The 22,560-nt window shown below is 49.2% G+C and carries 24 protein-coding genes; 10 read left to right on the forward strand and 14 right to left on the reverse strand.

The window, feature by feature from the left end; genetic code table 11:
• Positions 1-176 precede the first annotated feature (176 nt).
• From AC0L4K_RS18420 to yddG, 4 genes are all read left to right on the forward strand, one after another.
• On the forward strand, positions 177-1,556 hold the full coding sequence (locus AC0L4K_RS18420; protein ID WP_473267487.1) for a malonyl-CoA decarboxylase: 1,380 nt from the start codon (positions 177-179) through the stop codon (positions 1,554-1,556).
• Between the two features lie 50 nt (positions 1,557-1,606).
• Positions 1,607-2,350 (forward strand): acetoacetyl-CoA reductase, encoded by a 744-nt coding sequence (phbB, locus tag AC0L4K_RS18425; protein WP_417226762.1) that lies wholly within the window; start codon positions 1,607-1,609, stop codon positions 2,348-2,350.
• Positions 2,351-2,407: 57 nt separating this feature from the next.
• A complete protein-coding gene (locus AC0L4K_RS18430) occupies positions 2,408-3,142 on the forward strand; it encodes a helix-turn-helix domain-containing protein (protein WP_473267488.1) in 735 nt (244 codons plus the stop codon).
• A 72-nt stretch (positions 3,143-3,214) separates the two neighbouring features.
• Entirely contained in the window at positions 3,215-4,090 is an 876-nt protein-coding gene (gene yddG / locus AC0L4K_RS18435; RefSeq protein ID WP_417226758.1) for an aromatic amino acid exporter YddG, read from the forward strand.
• Between the two features lie 9 nt (positions 4,091-4,099).
• On the opposite strand, the gene AC0L4K_RS18440 is transcribed toward yddG, so the two are convergent.
• The 7 genes from AC0L4K_RS18440 to lptM form a co-directional block, all read right to left on the reverse strand.
• Positions 4,100-4,633 carry a hypothetical protein gene (locus AC0L4K_RS18440; protein WP_417226756.1) on the reverse strand — a complete coding sequence of 178 codons (534 nt, stop codon included), beginning with the start codon at positions 4,631-4,633 and terminating at the stop codon, positions 4,100-4,102.
• A gap of 8 nt (positions 4,634-4,641) precedes the next feature.
• On the reverse strand, positions 4,642-5,367 hold the full coding sequence (locus AC0L4K_RS18445) for an HAD family hydrolase (protein ID WP_473267489.1): 726 nt from the start codon (positions 5,365-5,367) through the stop codon (positions 4,642-4,644).
• Positions 5,360-6,307, reverse strand: a complete 948-nt coding sequence (gene xerC, locus AC0L4K_RS18450; RefSeq protein WP_417226752.1) for a tyrosine recombinase XerC — start codon at positions 6,305-6,307, stop codon at positions 5,360-5,362. Before xerC ends, AC0L4K_RS18445 begins: the two co-directional genes overlap by 8 nt.
• 3 nt (positions 6,308-6,310) lie before the next feature.
• On the reverse strand, positions 6,311-7,036 hold the full coding sequence (locus AC0L4K_RS18455; RefSeq protein ID WP_473267490.1) for a DUF484 family protein: 726 nt from the start codon (positions 7,034-7,036) through the stop codon (positions 6,311-6,313).
• Positions 7,033-7,863, reverse strand: a complete 831-nt coding sequence (dapF, locus tag AC0L4K_RS18460; RefSeq protein ID WP_417226748.1) for a diaminopimelate epimerase — start codon at positions 7,861-7,863, stop codon at positions 7,033-7,035. The genes AC0L4K_RS18455 and dapF overlap by 4 nt, the downstream gene beginning before the upstream one ends.
• A gap of 95 nt (positions 7,864-7,958) precedes the next feature.
• Positions 7,959-9,209, reverse strand: a complete 1,251-nt coding sequence (lysA, locus tag AC0L4K_RS18465; RefSeq protein ID WP_473267491.1) for a diaminopimelate decarboxylase — start codon at positions 9,207-9,209, stop codon at positions 7,959-7,961.
• A gap of 121 nt (positions 9,210-9,330) precedes the next feature.
• Positions 9,331-9,441 (reverse strand): LPS translocon maturation chaperone LptM, encoded by a 111-nt coding sequence (gene lptM, locus AC0L4K_RS18470; protein ID WP_473267492.1) that lies wholly within the window; start codon positions 9,439-9,441, stop codon positions 9,331-9,333.
• Positions 9,442-9,563: 122 nt separating this feature from the next.
• On the opposite strand from lptM, the gene cyaY reads away from it, so the two are divergent.
• Both cyaY and AC0L4K_RS18480 read left to right on the forward strand, forming a co-directional pair.
• Positions 9,564-9,881: an iron donor protein CyaY gene (gene cyaY / locus AC0L4K_RS18475; protein WP_417226742.1), complete on the forward strand. Its 318-nt coding sequence runs from the start codon at positions 9,564-9,566 to the stop codon at positions 9,879-9,881.
• An 11-nt stretch (positions 9,882-9,892) separates the two neighbouring features.
• Entirely contained in the window at positions 9,893-10,456 is a 564-nt protein-coding gene (locus AC0L4K_RS18480; RefSeq protein WP_473267493.1) for a D-sedoheptulose-7-phosphate isomerase, read from the forward strand.
• A gap of 113 nt (positions 10,457-10,569) precedes the next feature.
• Here AC0L4K_RS18480 and waaA read toward each other — a convergent pair whose 3' ends face one another.
• Complete coding sequence (gene waaA / locus AC0L4K_RS18485; protein WP_473267494.1) at positions 10,570-11,865, reverse strand: lipid IV(A) 3-deoxy-D-manno-octulosonic acid transferase; 1,296 nt, start codon at positions 11,863-11,865, stop codon at positions 10,570-10,572.
• A 66-nt stretch (positions 11,866-11,931) separates the two neighbouring features.
• On the opposite strand from waaA, the gene AC0L4K_RS18490 reads away from it, so the two are divergent.
• Positions 11,932-13,116, forward strand: coding sequence for an FAD-dependent oxidoreductase (locus AC0L4K_RS18490; RefSeq protein WP_473267495.1), 1,185 nt, complete (start codon positions 11,932-11,934; stop codon positions 13,114-13,116).
• Positions 13,110-13,916: an aldo/keto reductase gene (locus AC0L4K_RS18495; RefSeq protein ID WP_473267496.1), complete on the forward strand. Its 807-nt coding sequence runs from the start codon at positions 13,110-13,112 to the stop codon at positions 13,914-13,916. Before AC0L4K_RS18490 ends, AC0L4K_RS18495 begins: the two co-directional genes overlap by 7 nt.
• A gap of 32 nt (positions 13,917-13,948) precedes the next feature.
• Here the strand turns inward: AC0L4K_RS18495 and hldE are convergent, their stop codons facing one another.
• Positions 13,949-15,373 carry a bifunctional D-glycero-beta-D-manno-heptose-7-phosphate kinase/D-glycero-beta-D-manno-heptose 1-phosphate adenylyltransferase HldE gene (gene hldE, locus AC0L4K_RS18500; protein WP_473267497.1) on the reverse strand — a complete coding sequence of 475 codons (1,425 nt, stop codon included), beginning with the start codon at positions 15,371-15,373 and terminating at the stop codon, positions 13,949-13,951.
• Positions 15,370-17,163: a lipid A export permease/ATP-binding protein MsbA gene (msbA, locus tag AC0L4K_RS18505; RefSeq protein WP_473267498.1), complete on the reverse strand. Its 1,794-nt coding sequence runs from the start codon at positions 17,161-17,163 to the stop codon at positions 15,370-15,372. The genes hldE and msbA overlap by 4 nt, the downstream gene beginning before the upstream one ends.
• Positions 17,164-17,462: 299 nt before the next feature.
• Here msbA and AC0L4K_RS18510 point away from each other — a divergent pair, with 299 nt between their 5' ends.
• Positions 17,463-18,440 (forward strand): glycosyltransferase family 10 domain-containing protein, encoded by a 978-nt coding sequence (locus tag AC0L4K_RS18510; protein ID WP_417226728.1) that lies wholly within the window; start codon positions 17,463-17,465, stop codon positions 18,438-18,440.
• A gap of 205 nt (positions 18,441-18,645) precedes the next feature.
• Positions 18,646-19,419, forward strand: coding sequence for a lysophospholipid acyltransferase family protein (locus tag AC0L4K_RS18515; protein WP_473267499.1), 774 nt, complete (start codon positions 18,646-18,648; stop codon positions 19,417-19,419).
• Between the two features lie 80 nt (positions 19,420-19,499).
• Here the strand turns inward: AC0L4K_RS18515 and AC0L4K_RS18520 are convergent, their stop codons facing one another.
• Genes AC0L4K_RS18520 through waaC form a run of 4 tightly spaced genes read right to left on the reverse strand, consistent with a single transcriptional unit; the run spans position 19,500 to position 22,542 of the window.
• Positions 19,500-20,519 (reverse strand): glycosyltransferase family 2 protein, encoded by a 1,020-nt coding sequence (locus tag AC0L4K_RS18520; protein WP_473267500.1) that lies wholly within the window; start codon positions 20,517-20,519, stop codon positions 19,500-19,502.
• Positions 20,520-20,522: 3 nt separating this feature from the next.
• A complete protein-coding gene (locus AC0L4K_RS18525; protein ID WP_473267501.1) occupies positions 20,523-21,164 on the reverse strand; it encodes an alpha-1,2-fucosyltransferase in 642 nt (213 codons plus the stop codon).
• On the reverse strand, positions 21,103-21,456 hold the full coding sequence (locus AC0L4K_RS18530; protein ID WP_473267502.1) for a hypothetical protein: 354 nt from the start codon (positions 21,454-21,456) through the stop codon (positions 21,103-21,105). The genes AC0L4K_RS18525 and AC0L4K_RS18530 overlap by 62 nt, the downstream gene beginning before the upstream one ends.
• A 54-nt stretch (positions 21,457-21,510) precedes the next feature.
• The gene (waaC, locus tag AC0L4K_RS18535; RefSeq protein WP_417226720.1) at positions 21,511-22,542 is read right to left on the reverse strand and encodes a lipopolysaccharide heptosyltransferase I; all 1,032 of its coding nucleotides are present in this window, start codon (positions 22,540-22,542) and stop codon (positions 21,511-21,513) included.
• Between the last annotated feature and the right edge of the window lie 18 nt (positions 22,543-22,560).

The raw sequence follows: 22,560 nt of genomic DNA on the forward strand, positions 1-22,560 counted from the left end.
TTAAAACAGGCGATGAGATAGCTCTCTGGACCCAACAGTAATGGTTTTCACTTATAAAACCAAGTAAAAACCCTTGGTTTTATTATTCAATCCTGCTACTTTTACTCGAAACAGACCCTGATTCACCGTTAAAAACACAGCGCCCTTAACAATATTAGCGCCGGGAGAAAACGATAATGACCCAGACCACGCTCACCTCAGAGGAAGCTCCATCATTGCTGGGACGCACTATTGGCCACCTGCGACGCATTTGGCGAACCTCCTCGAGTAACGCCCTCGCTGATGAGCTACAACTCAGTCCCGCATTAGAGCCGGGCGACTCTGAACAGCTAATTCAATGGATGGATAGTTGCCTTCGCCAAGAGTGCAATGAGATCACCGCCCGCAGCCGTGCCGTCATCCTTGGGCGCAGCTACCTAAGGCTTAACCAACAGGGCCGCAGTCGCTTTTTACTGCTCCTCGCCGAGCACTACGGAATCAATAACGAACAGGTCGAAACCTGTTTCCAACAGTGGCAAAACGCACCGGCAGAACAACGTGCCGAAGCCGTGCAACAATTAAGAGAGTCACTGGACCCACCTCGATTACGCCTACTAACCCAGTTTAATGGTTTACCAGAGGGGGTTAAATTTCTGGTGGATATGCGCGCCGAACTCCTGACGCTGAAAAAAACTTATCCACAGCTAGCCGAATTAGAAGGCGATCTAAAACGCTTACTGATCGGCTGGTTTGATATTGGTTTACTGCAGCTAGAGGAAATTAACTGGCAATCCAGTGCCGAACGGCTAGAAAAACTGATCGCCTATGAAGCGGTACACGAAATTCAAAGCTGGGATGACCTGAAAAACCGACTCGATTCCGACCGTCGCTGCTTTGCATTCTTTCACCCCAACATGCCCAACGAGCCACTGATCTTCGTTGAGGTTGCACTGGTGCAAGGCTTAGCCGATAACATTCAAACATTATTAGATGAAAGCGCGCCTTTACAGGATATACAGCAGGCCGACACCGCGATTTTCTACTCTATCTCGAATGCTCAACAGGGATTAGCCGGTATCAGCTTTGGCAACTTTCTGATCAAGCGAGTAGTTGCCAGACTGCAACAGGAATATCCTCAGCTAACACAGTTTTCAACCCTCTCACCTATGCCCGGCTTCTGTCGTTGGCTAGCTAAACAGGATAGCGCCGAACTCGAACATCTGCCCGGCGGTAAACAATGGCTACAGCTCAGCACCGATCTCGATATCACCGTTGATGAACCACCCGCTGAAGCCCGCGAACCTTTGTTGAATCTGGCCTGCTATTACCTTAGCCAAGCCAAAAAACGAGGCCACTTCAGTGCTGATCCTGTGGCCCATTTTCATCTGACCAATGGTGCTCAGATCGCCCAGCTGAACTGGCTGGCTGATTCCTCTGCAAAAGGCTTACAGCAATCCGGCGGCATCATGGTCAATTATCTCTACCAATTACCGCATATTGAATCGCGCAGTCAGGATTACAACCAGCAAGGTTCGGTCGCACTGGCTCAGAACCTGAAATCAAGACTCAAGCGATAACCTCAATACGCAGCCATAACCAATAAATATAATATCGATAGGAGAACAACATGACCCAACGTATAGCAGTCGTCACCGGAGCCAACGGTGGTTTAGGCGAAGCCATGTGTAAAGCGATGTCCGATCAGGGCCATAAAGTAGTGGGAAGCTACTTACCGGGCACCGATAGTGACGCCAAAACTTGGCAACAAGCGATGCAGACAGCGGGCTATGACATCACAATCTATCCCGTTGATGTCACCGATTACGATAGCTGCTGCAATTTTGTCGCGCAGGTGGAACGCGAACTTGGACCGATCGATATTCTGGTGAACAACGCCGGTATCACCCGTGATGCTCCGCTCAAACGTATGCAGCCAGAGCAATGGCAGGCAGTATTGCGCACCAATCTCGATTCCATGTACAACATGTGTCAGCCGGTGTTTGACGCCATGTGCAACCGCGGTTTTGGTCGTATCGTCAATATCTCATCGCTTAACGGTGAACAGGGTCAGTTCGGTCAAGCAAACTATTCTGCCGCTAAAGCAGGTATCTACGGCTTCACCAAGGCAATTGCCAAAGAAGGTGCCCGCAAAGGCGTTACCGTTAACGCGGTATCACCGGGCTTTATCGATACTCCGATGGTGCGCCAAATTCCGGCAAATGTATTAGAGTCTATTGTCGCTGGCATCCCTGTCGGTCGTCTTGGACAGCCGGAAGAGATTTCCCGCGCGGTGGCATTTTTAACCGCTGAGGAAGCTGGCTATATCACCGGGACGAATCTCTCGGTCAATGGCGGCGAGTATATGAGCTAACCTCAAACCACTAAATTAAGGCGTTCCGCTCAGCTGTAAGGCTGTTACAATTCGCGCATGATATCGTCGAATAAACACCTTACGCTGGACCTACGCAGTTACAGCGCTGAGACTAACTGCCACCAGCATGATTACCATCAGTTGGTGCTACCGGTTGCGGGGTTGTTGGAAATGACCGTTGGTCACCGAGCTGGCAAGGTTTCGTCCCAGTCTGCTGCGATTATTGCGGCGGGAGAGGATCATGGCTTTGCGGCCTCGGATGATAACTGCTTTGTGGTCGCGGATATTCCTGCGGCCTTAGCGCCTGAGCTGGAACGCTTGCCCGCCTTTATTCACCTCACACCGGCGTTAATCCAATATGTAGGTTTCCTGCAGCTGCAATTACAACAATCGAACTCCGCCACCAGCCAACGGCAGATGTTGCTCCTATTGATACAGTTATTGCATGAGCAACAGAACGAACCACTCAACCTTGACCGACGTATCACCACCGCACGCCGCTATCTAGATGAACACTATTGTGAAGCCGTCAGTTTGGCCCAGTTAGCGAGCATCGCAAACCTTAGTCCACGTCAGTTAAGCCAATTGTTTCGACAACAATTGGGCATGACGCCGACGCAATACCTGATCGAAAAACGGATGCAACGGGCGTGGCAACTGCTGGAACAACAAAGCCTCAGTATCCAACAGGTCGCCGATGCCACCGGTTATAGCAATCTCGCAGCCTTTAGCGACCGGTTTCGCAAGCACTTCGATATCCCGCCGAGCTACTTCCGCCGTTTCGGCAAATAAAAACGCCATCCGAACAAAGCCTCTCACCAACGAAGCCGCTATGCTAGTGTCATCCTTTACTGAGTGTTCCTTATGCAAAGCAAAACGATACGTGCCACCCTTATTGGCTCAATCTCCATTTTCCTCTGGGGTACCCTTGCCCTATTGACCCGTTTAACCGAAGGCCGAATACCGCCTTTTCAATTAATGGCGATGACCTTTACCTTGGCATTTCTACTGATGTCCGCTAATTGGTGGCGTCAAGGCCATGTTGGACTGCGCCACCTACGACAGCCTGTATTGGCGTGGGTCTTAGGTGTGGGCGGCTATTTTGGATATCACTTTTGCTATTTCCTCGCCATGACCAAAGCACCTGCGGTGAGCGTTAGTCTGCTTGCCTACCTATGGCCGTTACTGATCGTGTTACTGGCGGGACTACTGCCCGGTGAAAACCTGCTCAAACGGCATATGATCGGCGCAGTCATTGCGCTTTTCGGCTGTTGGTTACTCATCGGCCAGGGTGCTGGTGGCTTTAACCCGCAATATCTTGGTGGCTATCTATTGGCCCTGACCTGTGCCTTCATATGGTCGGGTTATTCGGTACTCAGCCGCTTGGTCAAACAGGTATCCACCGATGCCGCTGGCTGGTTCTGCGCCGCCACCGCACTGCTGGCATTGCTCTGTCATTGGCTCTGGGAAACGACGGTTTGGCCGGCATCGACAAGCCAATGGGTCGGTGTCATAGGGTTAGGGGTCGGCCCGGTAGGCATCGCATTCTTTACTTGGGATTACGGTATCAAACATGGCAACTTGCAGTTGCTCGGGGTATTAGCCTATTCGGCGCCGCTGATCTCGGCGCTACTACTAGTGCTCGCTGGACTCGCCCCAGCGGATATCACCTTAGTGCTGTCCTGCCTAGCAATCGTGATCGGTTCATTGATTGCCGGATATCGCCGCAGCCAACCATAATGCTTATTCTCAGTGGGCTTGAATCGGTTTTTCCGGTACGCCCGCACTATCGTCGGGCTTATCCGGCACCCAGTTAGCAGCCACCATGACCCGTTGCAACATATGCTCGAATGAATAGCGTTGTCCTGGCGGCAAGCTGAGGGTCATACCCTCACCTTCCGCTGGAAGCATCACTAACATCACTAACTTATCGACCGTTTTAATATCGATGCGCTGCACCAAAATACCGTTTTCACCGAGGGGATAATCGGCAGCATCGGACTGGAACGGCGTCGAAAAATCCGCCTGCTGAACCGCACCATGCTTTTCAATATCACCGAGGTTCTGGCGCTGCTCCGGCTGCAGATGGCTAGCGCTATTTTCCGTGGGAAAAGTATGCTCATTGAATAAGTTATGAATCCGTAACGCCAGACGGCGCGTCCACCAAGCCCGATACTCTTTGCCATTTTCATGTGCGCGAATCAAAATCCGATCTTCGACGGAGTTGTAGCTCAGATTTATCTGATTCTGCGTCACCGGCGTCGTCTGGCTAGAGTCGGTCATATAGGCTCCTATAGGGTTGCTCGATGATGGGCGTTAGCGGCAATCTGAGCGATACACTCAGGAATATCCCGTAAACAGGTGACATCACCATCCGCCGGATCGGCCTCGGGCCAGACTCGCTGAGTCAGGTTAACCCAGATCGTCCAAAGCCCAGCGTTTTTTGCGCCAACAATATCGTGATGTGGGTTATCACCAATGTGAATCACTTGCTCTGGACGCAGTTGCTGTTGATGCAGCATCTGCTCAAACATCAAAGGGTGTGGCTTCTCTTTACCAACGCCATCGGCATTGAGCGCAAAATCGAAGATGTCCCCTAAGCCGACCCGATTAACATCGGCATTACCATTGCTCAGTGCCCCGATCAGATAACCACTCGCTTTTAACTGCTCCAGCATCGAGCGGGCATGTTCAAACAACTCAACCTGATTCCGCGCTTCGATAAAAACCTCAAAGGCCTGATGGGATAGCGCCACCGCTTGTTCGGCGCTATAGCCGGCCTCTATTAGACCAATCTCAAGCTGTTTTAACCGTATCTGAGTCACACTGTGGCTGATGTCGGGAAACACCTCTAAGGCCCTATGCTTTAGCTGCTCGAAATCGCTCAACTGATAGCATTTAACGAACAGTTCTGCGTGTTCAGCCAGCCACTGATACAGTGTTTTATTGGCTTCCACAATAACCGGATCAACCGCCCATAGGGTGTCATCCAGGTCGAAGGTTATGCATTTAATCATCGTCTTGTTGCGCCTTCTTTGTTGACTGTTTATGCGCCCTAGGATGGGCCTTATCGTAAACATCCATTAGGTGTCTAAAATCAAGATGGGTATAGATCTGCGTGGTTGAGATATCGGCATGCCCCAATAGTTCCTGCACCGCGCGCAGATCACCACTGGATTCCAACATATGGCTAGCAAAGGAGTGGCGTAAACGGTGTGGATAAACCTTACCTTGGGTATGTTGCTGTTTTGCCCGCTGGTCGATGCGCAGTTGCACACTGCGGCTGCTAATACGGCTGCCTCGCTTACTCACAAACAATGCCATCTCTTCCGGGTGGGCCATGTTGTCACGCAGATCAAGCCAACGATCCAGCGCCTGCATCGCTTGACGACCAATCGGTAGCAGTCGCTCTTTCGAGCCCTTACCCACCACCCGCAAACTCGCATCCTGCCAATCGATGCTGTGCAGATCCAGACTGACTAGTTCGGATAAACGCAGCCCTGATGAGTACAGTAACTCCAGCATCGCCTGATCTCTGCAGGCCAACGGATCAGTGCTATCCGTATCACTTTCCAGCAGATGATTAAGCTGATCAACATCCAATGTTTGTGGTAATCGACGCGGACTTTTCGGGGCTTGAATACCCAATGCAGGGTTTTGCTGTACACGCCCTTCACGATGGAGGTATTTATAGAAACTGCGAATCGCCGAGAGTAGCCGCTGAATACTTTTGCCGCCAAGCCCTTCACGATGAACCCAGGCGACAAAGTTGCGAATATGTTTAGCCTCGATGCGGGCCCAGTCGACCCGGCCATCAGGAAACATAGTGCTGTGTTGCAGATAATCCAGCAGACGCGCTAGATCGCGCTGATAATTGCTGAGAGTGTGGCGCGAGTACTGCCGTTCGCTGCTCAGATAGGTATAAAACCCATCTAAGTCAGCGTTACCTGAACTCATGGATCAGGCCTTTCGTCCTTGCAACAGCGGCGAGACGACACGATTTAGCGCTTGGCCAATATAATCCAGAAACAGAGTACCCTGATTACTCTGGAAATAGCTGGCATCGTAACTGCCGATCGCTAAGATTCCCAGCGTTTCGCCTTTCACCAGAGGTACCGCTGCCGCCGATTTCACTCGGAACGCCTGATCACGAAACAGAAACTGGTTTTGCAGTTCGGTCAGATTGCCACAGCGGGTCTGTGATTGATCTAATAGAGCATCGATCGCCGCTGCGTCAGCGCGCGGTAGTAGGCGCAGGTTGTTCTGCTCTTCCCGTTGCTCGCTGAACAGCACCAATGCCGTGGTATCACTATTGAAATCCTGACAGAGGCTTTCATCGATCGCCACCGCGACATCATCGAGGGTTTCCGCATCCATCAGCGTCAAAATCATCTTTTTGGTTTTACTGAATTGAATATCGTTTTCCCGGGCAACGCCGAGCATATCGCCGAGATAATCGTGTAACTCCCGATTTTTCTCCCGCAACAGGCTGGTCTGACGTTCAACCAATGACACCGTCGAACCCCGCTGATGGGGCACATAGAGTTTTTCGAGTAGGTATTCATTACCACTAAAAAAATCAGGGTGTTGCTTTAAATAGTCCGCCACCTGCTCGGCAGTGATTGCCGAAGCATTAACATCGGTCGCTTGATCGAGCTTAGGCTCGACAGAGTTAGAGTCGCTCATATGAAAATCTGTCCTTCATATACCGTTGTTGCCGGGCCGGTCATCAATAGCGGTTCACCTTCACCGGCCCACTCAATCTGAAGTGTGCCACCGGGTAGGTGGACGGTCACTTTATCATCTAACAAGCCACGCAAACGGCCTGCAACAACCGCCGCACAGGCTCCCGTACCGCAGGCTTTGGTTTCACCCGCACCTCGTTCATAAACCCGTAGACGGATCTCGGCACCGCTAATTACTTCCATAAAACCGATATTCGCTTTTGCAGGAAAGTGTGGATCTGACTCCAGTACCGGCCCCCAGGATTCAACCGGCGCTTTATCCACCGCATCGACCACCAGCACGCCGTGCGGGTTGCCCATGGATACCGCGCTTACCTGCACAGTTTGGCCGTCAACGTCGATGGGATAAGTTACCGCCCGCTGGTCCGCGTTAAACGGAATAGCCTGTGGCTCAAGCACTGGCACGCCCATATCCACAACCACCTGCTTATCATCGGTGATGGTGAGATAGATCGGCCCTTTCTGAGTTTCCACCGCCACGGTTGCTTTAGCTGTCAGGCGCTTATCCCGGACAAACTTAGCAAAACAGCGGGCACCGTTGCCACAATGTTCAACTTCACTGCCATCGGCATTGAAGATGCGGTAACGGAAATCCATATCCGGATTGGTAGGCGGCTCGACCAGCAAGAGCTGATCAAAACCCACGCCAAAATTACGGTCGGCCAAACGGCTCACGATCGCTGAGTTCACCTTCACTTTCTGGGTCACCGTATCGAGCACCAGAAAGTCATTGCCCAGGCCATGCATTTTTGTAAATCTAACTAGCATATTCATCTCGTCAGGCGCACTGTTCGGACAGTGCTTTGCCTCATCTGTCGGGCTGCTCAGCTGATCTTATCCGTTAACCGGTTAAGACCTGAGAATTAGCCCGGTAAAACCGCTTCACCGCGAAGCTGATCAACAATGGTCTCTCGCTTACGAATTAGGTGAATCTGATTATCGTCGACCATCACTTCGGCGGCCCGGTTACGGGTGTTGTAGTTTGAGCTCATACCAAAACCATACGCACCGGCGGAACAAACCGCCAGCAGATCACCGGCTTCAATATTTAAGGCGCGATCTTTACCCAGAAAATCCCCCGATTCGCAGACCGGTCCAACCAGATCAAAACGACGGGCCTCGCCTTCCTCACGCACATCCACCGGAATAATGTCCATATAAGCACTATAAAGCGCTGGACGGATCAAATCATTCATCGCCCCATCAATAATGGCAAAGTTTTTGTGCTCAGTGCATTTCAAAAACTCGACTCGGGTGATCAGAATACCTGCATTGGCCGCAATTGAGCGACCCGGCTCAAAAATCAACTTCAGTGGACGGTCACCCAGCTTATCAATCACCGCCGCAATATAAGCCTGAGGGGTTGGTGGCACTTCATCGGTGTAGCAAACACCCAAGCCGCCACCCAAATCGAGGTGTTTAATGGTAATGCCTTGCTCGGCAAGGTTATCAATCAACAGCAGTAAACGGTCTAAGGCGTCGAGAAACGGCGCAATTTCAGTTAGCTGTGAGCCGATATGGCAATCAACACCCTGCACATCAAGATGGCTCAGGCTATAGGCATAGGTATAGATTCGTGCGGCATCATCAATGGCCACACCAAATTTATTATCCTTCAGGCCTGTGGAGATATACGGGTGCGTACCGGCATCCACATCGGGATTAACCCGTAACGAGATCGCAGCGACTTTATCCAGCTCGCTAGCGACTTTATTCAGTCGATCCAGCTCCGCTTCGGATTCGACGTTAAAGCAGTGGATACCCAGTTCTAATGCACGACGCATCTCATCTTCACGTTTCGCGACACCCGAAAAAACAACTTTTTTAGGGTCGCCACCGGCCTTAATGACCCGCTCCAATTCACCGAGCGAAACAATATCAAAGCCGGCACCTAGGCGGGCCAGCACATTGAGTACGCCAATATTCGCGTTCGCCTTAACCGCATAGCAGACCAATGCATCGCGCCCTTCCAGCGCTTGTGCATAATCCAAATAGGCACGTTCCAGCGCATCCCGAGAATAGATGTAAGTGGGTGTCCCATACTGTTCGGCAATGCGGCTTACCAGGACTTCTTCGGCACATAGATGGCCGTTCAGGTATTGAAAATTATCCATTGTCTACTATCTGCATTAAATAGGGTTACTGCTCAGCAGTGCTGAGCCTGTTTTAACAGCGTTATAACCGCAGTCATAACACCCCGATGATGGGACTGTGACTGAAGTAACGTAATAGCCGTTACTGCTGCGCCTGTGTTGGCGCTTGATCGGGCAGATAAAGCTTACCTTTCTGGCCGCAACCACTGATTAACAAAGCACTGAAAAAAATGGCAATCCAACAGGCTTTCACGGTGTTTATTCCTGATCTTAAGTTAATCGTCCGATTATACAGCGCTGTTGCCTTGATGAGTACCTGAACGAACTGCTATATACTCTGTCCTAATGATAAATTTCGCCTAAGAGTACAACACTGTGAACGAATCTGAATTTAGCCAGAAAGTTGATGACACCCTCGAACAGATTGAAGAGGTTTTAGATACGGCGGAAACCGATATCGATTTTATGAATAACGGCGGCGTGCTCACGGTTGTCTGTGAAAACAAAACCCAAGTCATTTTCACCCGCCAAACACCGGTTAAACAGCTCTGGCTAGCGGCTCGCAGCGGTGGTTTTCACTTCGACTTCAATGGTGAAACTTGGGCCCGCGACAGTGACGGCGCACTGCTGAATGATGTGCTAACCACTATTTTCTCAGAACAAGCTGGCGAACAATTCAGCTTTGACCTGTAAGGATCTAAATCATGTCATTTGAAAGCGCGCTGCAACGTCATATGCAAACGTTTAACCGCATGCCGGAAATCCAAGCCGATATGCAAACCCTAGCCGACCAAGTCGCGGCAACCTTCACCGCCGGCGGTAAACTACTGTTTATGGGTAACGGCGGTAGTGCCGCCGACAGTCAGCATCTAGCGGCCGAATTTGTGGTGCGCTATAAAGCGGAACGGCGCGCGCTGCCCGCTATCGCACTAACGGTGGATAGCTCAATACTGACCGCCCATTCAAATGACTACAGTTTCGATTCGGTGTTTACTCGGCAGATCGAAGCCCTCTGTCAGCCAAAGGATCTGGTTATTGGCCTGTCCACCTCAGGCAATAGCGCGAATGTGATCAACGCTATCGAAGCGGCACAAAAAATCGGTGCCACTTGCTGGGCTTGGACCGGCGAGAGTGGTGGCCAATTAAACGCCATCGCGGATCATCTGATTAAGGCGCCTAGCAGCGAAACGGCAAGAATTCAGGAAGCCCATATCTTTGTTGGCCACTGGCTCTGTGAAGAGATGGATAGACTACTCAGTACCGATTAGGCTGAGCTTGTTGACACGATATTAGCGCAACATAGCTAAACGAGAGTTACTTAAACGAAAGCTGCTTAAACCAAGCCTAGCAGAAAGCAAACTAATGATTTAAACGTGGCCGCTCACTGAATCCCCGCTTGTTGCTTAAGCAAGGCCAATTGCTGATCCAGCGCCCCGCGATTAGCATCAATATAGTTGCGCCCTCGCACCCCCATCGCCCGGGCATGTTCCGGGTGATCCAGCAGTTCGGCCAACACCTGTTGCAACCCTTGCGCGTCGTTAACTACCTGTAGCGCTAACTCTTGCTCCATAGTCGCAACGATATGCTGGAAATTATACACGTGCGGCCCCATCAGCACCGGCTTAGCTAACACGGCAGGTTCCAGTGGATTATGGCCGCCTCGCTCGATCAAACTACCACCGACAAATACGATATCCGCGGCACTATAGAGCATCATTAACTCGCCCATGGTATCGCCCAAATAGACCTCGCAATCAACACTAGGCGCCGACACACTGCGCCGATAGGTGCGAAAACCCGCTTTAACACTCTGATCATAGATCGTCGTAAAACGCTCGGGATGACGGGGCACCAAAATTAATAACAGATTATGATAACGGGACTGTAGGTTAGTAAAAACCTCGAGCAACTGAGCCTCTTCATCCTCATGGGTGCTAGCGCCAATGATCACCGGTCGATCAGCTCCCCAAGCAGCCCGTAGTGTTTCCGCCTCATCCATATGCTCCGGCACAGCGATATCAAACTTAATACTGCCGGTCACCTGCAATGCTTTATCGGCAACACCCAGCGCCATAAAACGCGCACTATCGGTCTGATTTTGCACCGCAATCACGCTGATCTCTTGCAGCATGGGTTTGGTCAGCCATTTAAAGCGCTGATAACCCGCCGCCGAGCGCGCCGATAAGCGCGCATTAGTCACCAACACCGGCACCGCTCGTGTTGCACAACTGTGGATAAGATTGGGCCAGAGTTCGGTTTCGACAATCACACAACTGCGGGGTTGGACACGACGATGAAAGCGACTTAGCGCATCAGGCAGATCATAGGGACAATATGCATGGCCGACCCGATCGCCAAAATGAGTCGTGACACACTCACTACCGGTGGGCGTCATACTGGTGATAAAGACCGGTATCTGTGGATTCTCCGCCAGTAGCCTTTCAACTAGCGGAATAATCGCCATGGTTTCGCCAAAGGACACCGCATGGACCCAGATCGGCCGTTCGCCGATGCAACGGGGCACAAAGCCAAATCGCTCCCTCCAGCGACGACGATAAGCCGGACTCTGACGTCCACGCTGCCAAAGCTTCAACAAGATAAGCGGTGTCAGGCAGTAAAATAATAGCGAATATAACAATCGGGCCATGGAGATAAACGAATTCCAGACATAAAACATCAGTTTACCATTATCAGCCTGTGATACCGAAGGTATAATGACCGCTGTTAACCGGCGGAATATTTCATGCAAACGATAAAGACAGATCTAGTCATTCTGGGGGGCGGTATCGCTGGCCTGTGGCTACTCAACCGCGCTCAGCAACAGGGATTTGACGCGCTATTGCTGGAAACCGGCGACCTCGGCGGCGCTCAGTCGGTTCGTTCCCAAGGTATTATTCATGGCGGTACAAAATATGCGCTCAATGGCGTGCTGACTCAAGCCTCCAGCAGTATTGCCGATATGCCCTCCCGTTGGCGCGCCTGTATTGACGGACAAGGAGAGCTGGATCTAAGTGCCGCCAAGATTCTCTCTGAAGCGCATTATATGTGGTCTAAAGCCTCCTTAGGCTCAAAAATGACTACTTTCTTTGCCAGCAAGGCCCTAAAAGGTCGGGTGGAAACCATCAGCGCCGATGAACGCCCGCTGGTTTTCAAGGACCCTAAGTTTCGCGGCAACCTCTATAAGCTGAATGAGATTGTGCTGGATGTGCCATCGGTCATCGACGCGCTGGCAAAACCACTGTTGCAACGTATTATCAAAGTCACGGCTGAGGATATTCAGTTTGACTCGACAGATTGCGGTATCCAAGCGCTCCAACTGCCACAGTTACGTATCGAAGCCCAACGCTATATCACCACCGCCGGAGAAGGCACCGAGGCGCTCCTGCAGCAGTTACAGATAGACCAACCGCAGATGCAGCGCCGACCGTTACACATGGTGATGGTACGTCATGAAAGCCCGCTGCCCACCTTTGCCCACTGTATCAGCAGCGGTAGTAAGCCAGTGGTCACTATCACCACACACCCGACAAACAATGGTGAACAGGTATGGTATCTCGGGGGCGATATCGCGGAAACCGGGGTTAACCTGCCAGCGGCACAACAGATTCAAAAAGCCGAGAAGTTAATCGCAGAACTACTCCCTTGGATAAAATTGAAAAACCCTCGCTGGGCTAGTTTCCATATTAACCGAGCAGAACCCAAGCAATCATCCCTCACCCGCCCCGATTCTGCCTTTGCCCAAGCGAGAGAAAACTGCATTGTCAGTTGGCCTACTAAACTGGCTCTGGCCCCCGATCTTGCCGATCAGATTCTTGCCATGCTGAACCAGCAGCAGATTACCCCTCAGTACTGCGCCAATACCGCCATACTTGAGCAACTGCCTCGTCCCGCTATCGCACAGCCGGTCTGGGAGACGCTATTTTGCTAAGCCTTAAACAGATTGCCGGCACCGACTTACAGGTCAGCCCCATTGGACTTGGCACGGTCAAACTCGGGCGTGATAAAGGCGTTAAATATCCAGATCAGTTTACTATTCCCGATGACACTGCCGCACGTTATCTACTGGATATCAGCAAAGCGCTTGGCATCAACCTGCTGGATACTGCCCCGGCTTACGGCAATAGCGAGATACGGCTGGGTAAACTATTAAAAAATCAGCGTCATGATTGGCTCATCTGCAGCAAGGTGGGGGAGGAGTTTGACCCGCATACAGGCCAGTCACACTTTGACTTTAGCCCAGAACATATCCGTTTCAGCGTCGAGCGAAGCCTACAACGACTCAACACCGATGTGATCGATATCCTGTTAGTGCATTCTGACGGCAACGATCTAAAACTTATTCAGCAGGACGGCGTGCTGCAACAGCTTGAACAACTCAAAGCTGAGGGCAAAATTCGGGCGGGGGGAATGTCGACCAAGACGGTAGAGGGAGGGATTGAAACCCTAAAACAGTCGGATATCGCGATGATCACTTACAACTTAAATCAGCAAGAAGAGCTGCCGGTTATCGACTATGCCTTAGCACAACAAAAAGGGATTTTTATCAAAAAAGCGCTGGCCTCAGGACATATCACTCAGGGGCTAACAACAGATCCGGTGCGCGCCAGCTTTGATTTAGTGCTAGGACACCCCGGCGTAAGCAGTGCCATTATCGGCACTATAAACCCAGATCATCTGCGGGCTAATGTCAGCGCCGTGGCTGACTGCCTAGCCCGCCACACCGTTTAGTTTAAGCAAACAAGACAGGGCACAGTGTTGGTTTAGTGGCCTTGAATCTTCTCAACGATCGCCGTGGTGGAACAGTTATCGAGGAAGGACAATACTTTCACCTCGCCGCCATAGCTGCGCACAAACTCGCCACCGACCACGCCATCAAGACCATAGTCGCCGCCCTTCACCAGAATTTCTGGACGGACCTGCTCCAGTAAACGCTCGGGGGTATCCTCAGCAAAGCTGACCACCCAATCGACCGCTTCAAGCCCCGCTAGCACCGCTTTACGGCGCTCGACGGGATTAATCGGACGACCTTCCCCTTTCAGTCGTCGCACCGACTCATCATCGTTAATCGCTAATACCAGCCGATCTCCCTGAGCCCTTGCCTGCTCAAGATAGCCGACATGCCCAGCATGTAAGATATCAAAACAACCATTGGTGAAAACGATCTTTTCACCGGCCGCTCGGGCATCAGCCAACGCAATTAAGAGTTGTTCGTCGGTCACAACACCCCGTTCGGAGCCCTGCGCCTGATTCACGGCCCGCCGTAGTTCCGGCCCACTGATCGCCGCCGTTCCCAACTTACCCACCACAATAGCCGCGGCAATATTGGCCAAACCGGTTGCTATCTCAAGGCTTTCACCGGCCGCCAGCGCGGTGGCCAACGTAGAGATCACCGTATCGCCTGCACCGGTAACATCAAAGACCTCACGGGCATGGGCAGGAAAATGGATTTCATTCTGGCCCGGTTTAATCAGGGTCATACCCTTCTCACTGCGCGTCACCAGTATGGCCTCGAGCCCAAGCTGTTGCACCAACAACTGAGCCTTTTCGACCAATTCCTGTTCCGATTGACAGACTCCAACCACCGCTTCGAACTCACCCATATTCGGCGTCAACAATGTCGCCCCACGGTAGCGCTCAAAATCGGTTCCCTTAGGATCGACTAGCACCGGCACACCGACCTTGCGGGCAGCATGGATCAGGCTTTGAGAATCACTGAGTGTGCCCTTATCGTAATCGGATAATACTAACACGCCGACGTTCCCTAACAACGCTTCGACCTGCTGCTGTACTAACGCTCCATGATCGGCACTAAAGCGCTCTTCAAAATCCAGCCGAATCAATTGTTGATGGCGACTCAGCACCCGCAATTTAGTGATCGTAGGCTCTTGCTGGCTATGACAGAACTGGCAATTCACCCGCGCCGACTCTAGCTGCTGCTGTAATGCCTGCCCGGCTTCATCCTCTCCCACAATACCTACTAATGACACACCACCACCGAGGGCGGTGATATTCAATGCCACGTTGGCCGCGCCGCCTGGACGATCCTCCCGTTGATCGACTTTTACCACCGGCACTGGCGCTTCCGGAGAGATGCGCGATGTCGGTCCGTGCCAATAGCGGTCCAGCATCAGATCGCCCACCACCAACACCTGTGCTGTATTTAATCGAGGCATTACCAATTTCATTGTGCGGGCTCCTGATCGGAAGATTGTTCTATCTCTGTGTCGGTGACTACAGCGGCTTCAGAAAACTGTAACCGGTGCAAATTGGCATAGATGCCTTGTTGCAGCAATAACTCGGCATGCGAACCTTGCTCGACAATCCGGCCCGCTTCCATCACCAAAATACGGTCAGCATTCTCAATGGTCGACAAGCGGTGAGCGATCACCAAGGTGGTACGCCCCTGCATCACATTTTCCAAGGCATCCTGAATATGACGCTCAGATTCGGTATCCAGCGCTGAAGTAGCCTCATCGAGAATTAAAATCGGTGCATCTTTAAGAATCGCACGGGCGATCGCAATTCGCTGTCGTTGTCCACCGGACAATAACACGCCATTCTCACCGACCATGGTGTCCAAGCCATCCGGCAGCTGTTGCACAAACTCCGCCACGTGGGCGGCCTCTGCTGCCGCTTCAATCATATCTCGGGAGCAGCCAGCCATGCTGCCGTAGGCAATATTTTCGGCGATGGTGCCATTAAACAAAATCACCTGCTGATTCACTAGCGCGATCTGACGCCGTAAACTGGTCAATTTATACTCTTGTATATTTTGCCCATCGAGGAGGATTTCCCCCTCAGTAACATCATAAAAGCGCGGCAATAACCCGGCCAGAGTCGACTTGCCACTGCCGGACTTGCCTACCAAGGCAATGGTTTCACCCGGTTGAATATTCAGATTAATATTATCGAGTACTTTCTGGCCATCGGCCTCGTAACTAAACCCTAGATCTCTTATTTCCAGCGCACCCTTAACGCTATCAGGATCATGTAACCCAGTATCTTTTTCCGGCGGAGTATCGACAACCTCAAAGACACTTTCAGAGGCCGCGAGCCCCTGCTGCACCATACTGCTGATCTCGGTTAATGAGCGCACCGGTTTTGCCATCAATGCCGCCGCTGAGATAAAGGCAATAAACTGCCCAGTGGACATCTCTTTGATCAACTCAGGGTCCATCGCTAAAAAGGTCATTAGCGCAATGACACCCGCCACCATCATTTGCACTACCGGCGTAGTGACTGACTGAGTCACCACCATTTTCATCACTTGGCGACGATTCTGCTGACTGACTTTCGTAAAGCGATCAATTTCTAGGTCCGTCGCACCAAAGATCCGTACAACCTGATAGCCTTTGATCGCTTCTGAAGCCGACGAGGTAATATCCCCCACGCTTTTCTGTACATGTCCGCTAATACCACGCATACGGCGGGCAGCAAAACCCACCACCACTCCCACCACAGGCCCGATCACCAAGAACAATAGGGTTAATTTCCAATTGAGGTAAAGCATATAGCCAAACAAGCCAAGTACCGTAAAACCTTCACGGATCGCCACTTTAAGCGCATTGGTTGCCGCCCCTGTCACCTGCTCAACGTTGTAGGTCAGTTTAGCCAGTAATTCACCACTGGAGTGCTGATGGAAGTAACTGCTAGGTAGAAGTAATAGATGTTTGAACAGATCGGTGCGTAAATCATGCACTACAAACCGGGCAACATAGGACAGGCCATAGTTGCCTAAGAAGGTGCCTAAGCCCCGAATAAAGAAGATCCCTAACACCGCCAACGCCAGCACGCCGCGGTTGTCTAACTGTCCCGAGCCAACGGTGTCAACAAACGCCTCAAGCCACTTAGCCGAAGCTGTCTGTGAGCCGGCATAAATAGCGAAACCGACCACACTGACCAGAAAGGGCGCCCAATACTTTTTGACATACTGCAGCAGGCGTAGATAAACCTGTACGCTGTTATCTTTTTTCACAAATAAGAAAGCTCTTATTGATTCACTATCACCCCCGAAACAAACACCATCAAGCCTCACAACCAGTAAAGCTGATCTGACTAGATGCTAGTGTTCCTTGAGCACGAACATTATAATTGCCTGATTTTACAGTATCTGGATACATTTGGGATATAAAGATGTCTTTGTAGGTGTGGCTAGCGCCGCCATAAAGATATCAATCGATAGAGGCTGAAGAATATTATGGTTCATCAAAGCATAACGCCCAGCTAAGATGAGCTAAGGTTACCGAACCCAACGTTAAATGATCAGAGTATCTCATGGCAACGATTCGCATATTTCAAAACGAAGGTAACTTAAACTTACTAAAGCACCTTCCTAGCTACCAGCGTTCGTCTACAACAAACACCGGGAACTGGAACGAACACACCTTCATATGTGAAGAAGATGGCCCCTGTGACTATGCGATAGTATTTAACCGAGTGGGTAAAAAAAGCCGCTATATTCATTGTGCGAAAGAAAATGTCTGGCAGGTTACTCAAGAGCCTTTCGTTTTCCATAGCCATGATTGGATGATTGATAACCAAGAGCAGTACAGCCGCGTCTACACGCATTACTTGACCAACGATGCAGCAAAATATGTCAGGTCCTATCCAATGCTAACCTGGCATGTGGATAAAACCTACGATGAACTCAGCTCAATGGAAATACCTGAAAAAGCCAATGATATCTCATGGATAACCAGCACGAAAAGCAGTTATCCAGGACATAAGCGCAGACTTGAGTTTCTTGATTTCATCAGGGCATCAAACTTAGAACTCTCACTTTTTGGTTCCGGTATTCAATATATCGAGGACAAATGGGATGCATTAGTAGGCCATCGATACTCTTTAGCCGTAGAAAACGAATCTCAAGATGATTACTGGACTGAAAAACTAGCCGATTGCTTTCTTGCTTATACTTTGCCCATTTATTACGGTTGCACAAATATTGATAGTTACTTCCCTGCTGAATCTTACATACTTATCGATATCAACAAACCTGAAGAAGCCTTAGACATCATTCAAAAAGCAATCGAAAGCAATGAATGGGAAAAAAGACTGCCCGCGATAATTGAAGCTCGAAATTTAGTACTTAATAAATACAACCCAGCAGCAAATATTGTCAAAGAGATAGAGCGTTCAGCAAACTCACCGTCTAGCCCACAGGTCGATATAGAACTCCGACCGTACAAAAGAACACTAAAACGAAGGCTCGCCAATAAGTGCCAGCAACTATGTGCTCTGCTAAGAGCTTAAGAGCCTATCATTGTTCAGCATTGAGACAAGATCACTTTAGGAGCACTCTTGAATTCAAGTAAAAACACGCCGTCCTGGTCTGATTTTCTAGCGCCTAAGTACTGGCTTATTTGGGTTAGTATCGGCCTTTTACGTTTTTTTCTGCGCTGCCATTCCCTTGGGGACTCGGGTTGGGGAAAAAATTGGTCGTTTGTTATACCGTCTTATGAAGACCCGCAGACACATCACCGAAGTCAATATACGCCTCTGTTTTCCAGAACTCTCGCCAGAACAACAGAATCAACGAGTTATCGAGGTTTTTGAAAACAATGGCATAGGACTTATTGAAACCGGTTGGGCCTATTGGAAAGATGTGGATTTTTTTCGCCAACGAACAGAATTTCGTAACTTTGAACTATTAGATCAACAACTGGCGAAAGGTAACGGCGTCATATTGATGGGCTGGCATTTCTCCTGCCTTGACCTTGCGGGGCTGCTTTTCTCGCTGCATGGAACCCCCTGCAGTACCCTTTACAGAAAGCATGATAACCCCATGCTCGAGTGGTTCTTCACCCGAGGCCGACAACGCTTCAGCTTCCCGGTTGAGCGGAAGAAAACCCGGCAAATGCTGCGGGCCATGCGCAATAATCACTGTATCTGGTATGCACCCGATCAAGACTTAGGACGAAGAAACGCTACTTTTGCACCCTTTTTTGGTCAACCTGCCGCCACAACGCTGGCGACGACAAAGATGCATAGCTTGAATGGATCACCCTTGATTAAACTCGACTGCTGGCGAAAACCAGACAACTCAGGTTATATTCTCGAATGTAGCGAGGTTGCAGGATTCCCGTCGGGCTCTGAAGAAGTTGATGCCGCTTTAATTAACGAAGCCATTGAAGCAGGCATACGAAAAGCCCCATCACAATATATGTGGGTTCATAAGCGTTTTAAAACAGCGCCGGTTCGTGGTGATAATATTTACAAAAGATCAAAATAGATAACCGCATCAGCCAATAAGCCCTATGCATTCTTAACATGGGCTTTATTAACACACACTTTTGGTATTTAACACTAAACTTAATCGTTCAATCTAGCCCATTTACCCAAGATATAATTTTTAACTCGATATTTAAGTACAATATCCATATGGCTAAATAAAGATGATGATCGTAACTCATCATAAGCAACGTAGCCTAGCTTACCTAAATTCAGCTTATACAGTTCATATAAGACATAGGCACATGAGGAGATAAAATGCTCCTCAACAAACTTGCCCGTAGTGCTATTTTTCTCGAGCAACTGACTAACAATAGATATAAAAATTTTAAATTCAGCAAGCCCTTTAAAGCGATAGCCGACATCAAAAAGATCTTTTATATCAAAACCATTATCAAGAAAGCTCATCTGAATAAGCATAATTTTATGTCTATACATCTCTTCACGCTTTTTAGAAAGGTTGTTCCCATGCTTGCGATAATAAAGCAGAATTTCATCCACATTTGAGACTTTAGCGACTTGGCTCATTCGATACCAAAGATCCCAGTCCTCACTCACTTTGAGTGTTTCATTGAAGAGTAGGTTATGGTCATTCAAAACAGCGGTACGCATCATCGCTGAAGGGCAGCAGATAACACTTTGAAATGGCAACCGGGCAGCGATGTAATCGGAGTCGAGAGGAACCTTTTTAACGCTCTGCTTGCCCGTCTTCAGATCCTCTTCAAAGGTGATGAAATGAGAGCTAACCAAGCCAACATCAGGATGCTTTTCTAAGAGGTTAACCTGTGCGGATAACCGATTAGGAAAGCTCACATCGTCACCATCCATCAAGGCAATATATTTCCCCTCAGCCGCTTTTAATCCTCTATTTCTTGTAGCAGCAAGACCGATATTACATTCATTGACAATAATTTTAATCTTATCCGAACAGAAACCCTTAACAATATCGAGACTATTATCAGTAGAGCCATCATTAATGATAATGATTTCTATATTTTCATACGTCTGACTCAGTATAGACTCTACCGCTTCAGCAATATACGCGGCGCCGTTATAGACAGGAATTATCACTGACACTAGAGGAGAACTTACCATATTCATTACCTAAACCTGAACCCAGTCACGAGGAATCATCATTTTACTTAAATACTGTTTCTGTTCATCGGCATACCAATTTTTGGGTGCCACGATGAGTTTATCTACATGCGTGTTGAGCCAAGCGCCCCACCAACTAAAAGAGCTATTCGCTATCACATTATGATCGCACTGACTCATCAAAAACACATCTTCACCGGAAAAACGTTCTTCTTCTGAGTCAATATAGAAAGCATTATCAATAATAAGATTGTTTTTAACCCAATCAATATCATCAGAAAAAATATAATATGAGACATTATCAAACTTAGCATTAACTAACGCTACCGCCTGTTGATAATAATCTAAAGAACATACACCATGGGTTTTAAGTGCTTCAGCGTTAGTAACATAATCACCTCGACGAATATGAACAGACACACTAACTTCAGATTTATTTATACTATCAAGTGTTTGTTTTGTGTAATCTGAAAGAGATTCCTGTAACACCAGAGACTCTAATAACTCACCTCTTATTTTTTGAAAGTATCTCTCACTCTGAAAATAACCAACCAAATAATGATTATCCTCAGGAGATAGCATTTTCTCATCAAATGCGGAGTTTGCTTCCTTGGTAACAGGCCGGCTCTTCTTGCCTTGCAACTGTCGCATCAACTTTTTTACCAAAGCCGATATGAGTCATTGCTGTCACCTCTTCCGAAGAGGCATTATCAACCAGCTTATTATAATGGTTAAGACTGTAGCCACCATGCAATGTATAGGTATCAAATGCTGATGTATCCAACTTTACATCGTAGCCCTTCTTAACTAAAGACAACGCATACGCATACTGAAAGAGTTGGTTACCAAGACCTCCAATCAAACGAACAATAACCATACCAACTCCATCAAAAAAACCATACAAATTCTCAGAAAAACCATCGATAATTAGACACTTTGTCACATTCGACCTAACCTATATCTGACGACCTTTCTACACTATTTTTAGTTAATGAAATTAGCGGCCACTACTGCTAATTAACGTCTGCAATGCCTGCCAAATAACATCACCCGGTAAACTGCCGTAACAAGGGGGAACACCATTTTCAGGACGAGGACAAACTTTCTCTCTACAAGGAGAGCACTCAAACTTAGCTTGTAAATTTGTCACGTTTTTCCCCTGTGCACCGGTCAGAGCAACGCTGGTACTTCCAAAGATCGACACGGTTGGAACCTCCATTGCCGCTGCGACATGCATTAAGCCAGTATCAACACCAACAGCCCCGCGACTTCTTGCAATAATACCGCATAGTTCCCATAGCGGCATTTTGGGCAATACTTCACCCCAGCGAGCCTGACGAACAACTCTCTCGGCACGACTTTTTTCTTCTTCGTTCGCCCAGGGTAACAACACCCCCTGACGCTTATCTCTTGCAAGCTCAAGAAGACGAATCCATTCGCTCTCTGGCCAATGCTTTGATTGCCAGGTAGTGCCATGTAAGAAAATATACTGCCCCTGCCATTGCTCAGGGCATGGAGCGAGCTTCTCAGCATCAATGCCGAATTGAGCGGGGCCAGAGAGCTCATAACCTAAAGACTTAGCAAAAAGCAGACGGACTTTATCAACCGCATTATCAACCGATTGAGTTGCCACCCCCTGCTTATAAAACATTCTTGTTTCTGAATCGGTGGCACTATTTTTATCGGGCCCGTAAACCGGAGCACCGGATAACCAAGCTACTCGTGCAGACTTAATTCGCCCCTGAGCATCGATCACAAGATCATAACGCTGCTGTCTCAATGACTTATAAAACAACCACTGCTCTTTCAGAGTTGCAAAAGCCAAGCGACGTTTCTTCCAACGCAATCGGCCATGAGGGACAACCCTCACGCCAGGGTGCAACCGGGCAATATCAACAAAAGGTTCTTCACAAAGCCAATCAATCTGCAAACCATCGACATTCTCTAAAGCATCACTCACCGCAGGCATCGTATGCAGCAGATCTCCCAAAGAGGACATTTTTACCACGAGTATTTTCTTTATCATCATATAACTTCTATGCAGCAA

It is taken from the genome of Amphritea sp. GJ51-11 (genome assembly GCF_055808735.1).